The sequence below is a fragment of the Streptomyces calidiresistens genome (genome assembly GCF_014141525.1).
Lineage (GTDB): Bacteria > Actinomycetota > Actinomycetes > Streptomycetales > Streptomycetaceae > Streptomyces > Streptomyces calidiresistens.
Genome location: NZ_VKHS01000316.1, coordinates 1 through 5,866, shown reverse-complemented (window position 1 = coordinate 5,866; position 5,866 = coordinate 1). Strand labels below are relative to the sequence as shown.

5 protein-coding genes are annotated in these 5,866 nt (G+C 75.1%); all 5 read left to right on the top strand.

Features of this window, described 5'->3' with window-relative positions; all coding sequences use genetic code 11:
* Positions 1 to 1,420, top strand: a 1,420-nt coding sequence (locus FOE67_RS14270) for an RsmB/NOP family class I SAM-dependent RNA methyltransferase (RefSeq protein WP_182664244.1), incomplete at its 5' end; no start/stop codon positions are given.
* A 70-nt stretch (positions 1,421 to 1,490) separates the two neighbouring features.
* Complete coding sequence (rpe, locus tag FOE67_RS14265) at positions 1,491 to 2,162, top strand: ribulose-phosphate 3-epimerase (protein ID WP_182664242.1); 672 nt, start codon at positions 1,491 to 1,493, stop codon at positions 2,160 to 2,162.
* Between the two features lie 296 nt (positions 2,163 to 2,458).
* Complete coding sequence (locus FOE67_RS14260) at positions 2,459 to 3,445, top strand: sugar-binding transcriptional regulator (protein ID WP_228473883.1); 987 nt, start codon at positions 2,459 to 2,461, stop codon at positions 3,443 to 3,445.
* Between the two features lie 160 nt (positions 3,446 to 3,605).
* Positions 3,606 to 5,045, top strand: a complete 1,440-nt coding sequence (locus FOE67_RS14255) for a GuaB1 family IMP dehydrogenase-related protein (protein WP_182664238.1) — start codon at positions 3,606 to 3,608, stop codon at positions 5,043 to 5,045.
* A 134-nt stretch (positions 5,046 to 5,179) separates the two neighbouring features.
* Positions 5,180 to 5,629 (top strand): Lrp/AsnC family transcriptional regulator, encoded by a 450-nt coding sequence (locus FOE67_RS14250; RefSeq protein ID WP_182664246.1) that lies wholly within the window; start codon positions 5,180 to 5,182, stop codon positions 5,627 to 5,629.
* The last annotated feature ends 237 nt before the right edge of the window (positions 5,630 to 5,866 follow it).

Here is a 5,866-nt window from a genome sequence, read left to right as displayed (position 1 = left end):
GGCCCGGCCCCCGCGCCGACCCCGGCGGGACCCCGTGCGTCTGCTCGCCTTCGAGGCGCTGCGCGCGGTGGACGAGCGCGACGCCTACGCCAACCTGGTGCTGCCGCCGCTGCTGGCCCGCGCCCGGCGCTCCGAGGGACTGGACGACCGCGACGCCGCGCTGGCGACCGAACTGGTCTACGGCACCCTCCGCCGCCAGGGCACCTACGACGCCGTCATCGGGGCCTGCGCCGACCGGCCGCTGAGGGAGATCGACCCGCCCGTCCTGGACGTCCTGTCCCTGGGGGCCCATCAACTGCTCGGCACCCGGATTCCCCGGCACGCCGCCGTCAGCAGCGCCGTCGAACTCGCCCGGGCCGTCCTGGGCCCCGGCCCCGCCGGGTTCGTCAACGCGGTCCTGCGCCGGGTCTCGGAGCGGGACCTCGAGGAGTGGATCGAGCACCTCGCCCCGCCCGCCGACCGCGACCCCGAGGAGTACCTGGCACTGCGGCACGCCCACCCCCGCTGGGTCGTCTCCGCCCTGTGGGACGCGCTGGAGCCCGGCGGCGACCGCACGGACCGGGAGGGCATCGAGGCGCTCCTGGCGGCCGACAACGAACGGCCCGAGGTCACCCTCGTCGCCCGCCCCGGACGGGCCGACCCCGGCGAGCTCCTCGTCGACGGCGCCCTTCCCGGTCGCTGGTCCCCCCACGCGGTCCGTCTGACGGAGGGCGGCGACCCCGGGGCGCTGCCCGCCGTCCGGGAGGGCCGCGCCGGGGTCCAGGACGAGGGGAGCCAGTTGGTCGCCGCGGCCCTGGCCGCCGCCCCGCTGGAGGGCGCCGACACCCGATGGCTGGACGGCTGCGCGGGACCCGGCGGCAAGGCCGCCCTCCTCGCCGCGCTCGCGGCCGGTCGCGGGGCCCGCCTCCTGGCCGTCGAGCGTCGCCCGCACCGGGCCCGGCTGGTCGCCGGCGTCCTGGAGGGCTCGCCCGGCGAGCACCTGACCGTGGCCGCCGACACCACACGTCCCGCCTGGCGACCCGCCTCCTTCGACCGCGTCCTGGTGGACGTGCCCTGCACCGGGCTCGGCGCCCTGCGTCGCCGCCCCGAGGCGCGCTGGCGCCGTCGTCCGGAGGACCTGGAGCGCTTCGCGCCCCTGCAACGGGCCCTGCTCCGGGAGGCCCTGCGCGCCGCGCGTCCCGGTGGCGTGGTGGCCTACGCCACCTGCTCCCCCCACCCGGCGGAGACCCGGGCGGTGGTCGAGGACGTGCTCGCCGGGGCCGGTGCCGGGCCGGCCGGGGCGCCGGCCGCCGAGTGGGTCGACGCCCGCCCCTCGATGCCCGGCGTCCCCCACCTCGGCGACGGTCCGGACGTGCAGCTGTGGCCCCACCTGCACGGCACCGATGCCATGTACCTGGCCCTCCTGCGCCGGGTCGGGTGAGACGGGCGCCGGAACGGGCGATCGGGCCCCGGACCGCTCCCGGCGACGCGGGGTGCCCGATACTGGTCGCATGGCGCAGATCAATCCCAGCATCCTGTCGGCCGACTTCGCCCGCCTCGCCGAGGAGGCCAGGGCGGTGGAGGGGGCCGACTGGCTCCACGTGGACGTCATGGACAACCACTTCGTCCCCAACCTGACGCTGGGCCTGCCCGTCGTCGAGTCGCTGCTGCGGGCCACGGACACGCCGCTCGACTGCCACCTGATGATCGAGGACCCCGATCGGTGGGCCCCCCGCTACGCGGAGGTGGGTGCCGGTTCGGTGACCTTCCACGTGGAGGCCGCCGCGGCCCCGGTTCGGCTGGCCCGTGAGATCCGGGCGCAGGGGGCCCGCGCCTCCATGGCACTGCGTCCGGCCACCCCCGTGGAGCCCTACGAGGACCTGCTCCCCGAACTCGACATGCTGCTGATCATGACGGTCGAACCCGGTTTCGGGGGGCAGGCGTTCCTGGACCTCACCCTGCCCAAGATCCGTCGCGCCCGGCGGATGATCGAGCGCCACGGGCTGGAACTGTGGCTCCAGGTGGACGGCGGGGTGTCCGAGGAGACCATCGAGCGCTGCGCGGAGGCCGGCGCCGATGTCTTCGTCGCCGGCTCCGCGGTCTACGGGGCGCAGGACCCCGCCGCCGCGGTGAAGTCCCTGCGGGCCCGCGCCGAGGCCGTCACGCCGGCGCCCGGGGCGTAGGGGGGCGACCGCGCCCCGTCCCGCCCGTCGGTCGTTCCGGTGGGGTTCGTCCCCGCGCGGTCCGCCGGCCGGCACCCGTCCATCCTCCGTGCACCCTCCGTCCACGCCGGTTCCCCCGGGTCCGCGTCCGGGGCTGCCGGGGAGGGTTCCCGCGCGTTTCACACCGGATGCACCGGCCACGGGTGGCGCCGGCGACCCGTCGGATCTGGGAGGATGAACGTCCCGGGGGACGGGTGGGAGACAGCCGGAAGGACAGTGAGGTGAGCGCGGTGCCGGCCGGAAGGTCAGCCACACGAATGGGACCGGCCGAGCTGATGCAGGCGGCGGCCATGGCTCGCCGTTTCTATCTGGAGGGGAAATCCAAGATCCAGATCGCGGACGAGTTCGGGGTCAGCCGCTTCAAGGTGGCCCGGGTCCTGGAGTCCGCGGTCGAGCACGATCTGGTCCGCATCGAGATCCGCATCCCCGCCGAATTGGACGCCGACCGCTCCGACGCGCTGCGGGCCCGCTTCGGACTGCGTCACGTCGTGGTCACCGAGTCACCCGCGGACGCCCCGGACGACACCCCCGATCCGGAGAACCTGGGGGAGGTCGCCGCCGAACTGCTGGGCGAGCTGGTGACCGAGGGCGACGTGCTCGGCCTGGCCTGGGGGCGGTCGACCATCCACATGGCCGCCGCGCTGGAGAGCCTGGCGCAGTGCACCGTCGTGCAGCTCACCGGCGTCTACGACGCCGGAACCGCCGAGCGCGGCTCGGTGGAGGCGGTTCGCCGGGCCGCGGCGGTCTCGGGGGGCGAGGCGCACCCCATCTACGCCCCGATGCTCCTGCCCGACGCGCAGACCGCCGCCGCGTTGCGGCGACAGACCGGCATCGCGAGCGCCTTCGAGTACTTCGACAAGGTCACCATCGCGGCGGTCTCCATCGGCTCCTGGGAGCCCGGGATCTCCACGGTGCACGACATGCTCTCCGATCGGGAGCGCGCCCACTACGCCTCGCTCGGCGTCGCCGCCGAGATGTCCGCGCACCTGTTCGACTCCGATGGTCGGCGGGTCGGTCGCGACCTGGGGGAGCGGTGCATCACCGTCGAGGCCGACCGGCTCCGGCGCATCCCCGAGGTGGTCGCCATCGCCGGTGGCCGGCGCAAGGCCCCGGCCATCGCTGCGGTGCTCCGTTCGGGGTTGGTGACCAGCCTGGTGACGGACACCGCCGCCGCCGACGAACTGCTCGTGGCCGAGCCGGGCCCCCGGCCGGCCCGCGAGAGGGCCGATCCCGACGTGGAGTGACCGGCTCCCCTCGTCCGGGTCCCGCGGGACCCGGACGAGGGGAGCCGGACCCGCGAACCGGGTGGGCCGACGGGTACCGCCGGGAATCGGCCATAATGAAGCAGGAGCCGCAGCCGGTCTCCCACCCGCAAGCCGTCCCATCGCAGGTGAGAGAGCCGCCATGAGATTCCTCCACGAGGTCCGCCCGCCGTACGACCTGACCTATGACGACGTGTTCATGGTCCCCTCCCGGTCCTCCGTCGGCTCCCGGATGGGGGTGGACCTGACCACCCGCGACGGCACGGGCACCACCATCCCGCTCGTGGTGGCCAACATGACCGCCGTGGCCGGCCGTCGGATGGCCGAGACGGTGGCCCGCCGGGGCGGCCTGGTGGTGATCCCGCAGGACATTCCCATCGAGGTGGTCACCGAGGTCATCGGATGGGTCAAGCGCCGCCACCCGGTCCTGGACACCCCCATCACCCTGGCCCCCGACCAGACCGTCGCCGACGCCATCTCCCTGCTGCCCAAGCGGGCCCACCACGCCGGTGTGGTGATCGAGGACGGCAGGCCGATCGGCGTGGTGACCGACACCGACCTGACCGGCGTGGACCGCTTCACCCGACTGACCGAGGTGATGTCCCGCGACCTGCTGCTGCTCGACGCCGGCCTGGAACCGCGCGAACTCTTCAACCGGCTGGACGCCGCCCACCGCAAGCTGGCCCCGGCGGTGGACGCCGACGGCCGCCTGGTGGGCATCATCACCCGCCGCGGCGCGTTGCGCGCCACCCTCTACACCCCGGCCACCGACGAGCGGGGCGGCCTGCGGGTCGCCGCCGCGGTGGGGGTCAACGGCGATGTGGCCGGGCGGGCCGCCGCCCTGGTGAAGGCCGGGGCCGACACCCTGGTGGTGGACACCGCCCACGGGCACCAGGAATCGATGATCTCCGCCCTGCGCGCCGTGCGCTCCCTGGACCCGCGGGTGCCGGTGGTGGCGGGCAACGTGGTCTCCGCCGAGGGCGTGCGCGACCTGATCGAGGCGGGCGCGGACATCGTCAAGGTGGGGGTGGGGCCGGGTGCCATGTGCACCACCCGCATGATGACGGGCGTGGGACGCCCGCAGTTCTCCGCCGTGCTGGAGTGCGCCGAGCAGGCCCGCCGGATGGGCCGCCACGTGTGGGCCGACGGCGGCGTCCGCCACCCCCGCGACGTGGCCATGGCCCTGGCGGCCGGCGCCTCCAACGTCATGATCGGTTCCTGGTTCGCCGGCACCCACGAGTCCCCCGGTGACCTCCAGCAGGCCGCCGACGGCCGGTGGTACAAGGAGAGCTTCGGGATGGCCTCCGCGCGGGCGGTCCGCAACCGCACGGCCGAGGACTCGCCCTACGACCGGGCGCGCAAGGCGCTCTTCGAGGAGGGCATCTCCACCTCCCGGATGTTCCTGGACCCCGCCAGGCCCGGCGTGGAGGACCTCATCGACTCCATCGTGGCGGGGGTGCGCTCGGCCTGCACCTACGCCGGAGCGGCCTCCCTGGAGGAGTTCGCCGAGCGGGCGGTGGTCGGGGTGCAGAGCGCCTCCGGCTTCGCCGAGGGCAAGCCGCTGCACGCCAGCTGGGGCTGACGGCCCCCTGCCCCCGGGGCGGTGTCCGCGCCGCCCCGGGGATCGCGGTGGGCGGGGGGCCGTGGTGTACTGCCCGGGTGCGACACGACGATGTTCCCGGGGGGCCCGGTGGCTCCGGCACGCCCCCCACCGGCCTGGACGCCCTGGACGAGCGGATCGTGCGGGCGCTGGCCGAGGACGCCCGCCGGGCGTACGCCGACATCGGCGCCGAGGTCGGTCTCTCGGCCCCCGCCGTCAAGCGCCGGGTGGATCGACTGCGGGCGCGCGGGGCCATCACCGGCTTCACGGTGCGGATCGATCCGGCGGTGATGGGGCGCGGCACCGAGGGATTGATCGAGCTGTACTGCCGTTCGCGCACCGCGCCGGCCGACATCCGGCGCGCCCTGGCCCGCTACCCGGAGGTGGCCTCGGCCTCCACGGTCACCGGTGAGGCGGACGCCGTGGTGCAGGTCTTCGCCTCCGACATGCGGCACTTCGAGCGGGTGCTGGAACGCATCGCCGGGGAGGACTTCGTGGAGCGGACGAAGTCCGTCCTGGTGCTCTCCCCGCTGCTGCGCCGGCACGCCCCGGACCTCCCGGCCTGAGCGCCCCACCGGTTCCCCTTCCGGTGGGTTCCGGCCGGTGCAACGAATCGCCGTCGGCCGACGGGAAAACGCAACGAAAACCGCCCGGACGCGCAATCGGCGCTCCTTGTCGCGCCCGCCCGGCGCCCGTTAGCGTCGACGGTGTTCCCACAGCATCGGTGGTGTTCCCGGCCGGCCGCCGGTCCGCGCCGGTGAACGCCCCGTCCACCGGTCGTCCCGCCCCGAGGTGCCATGCCC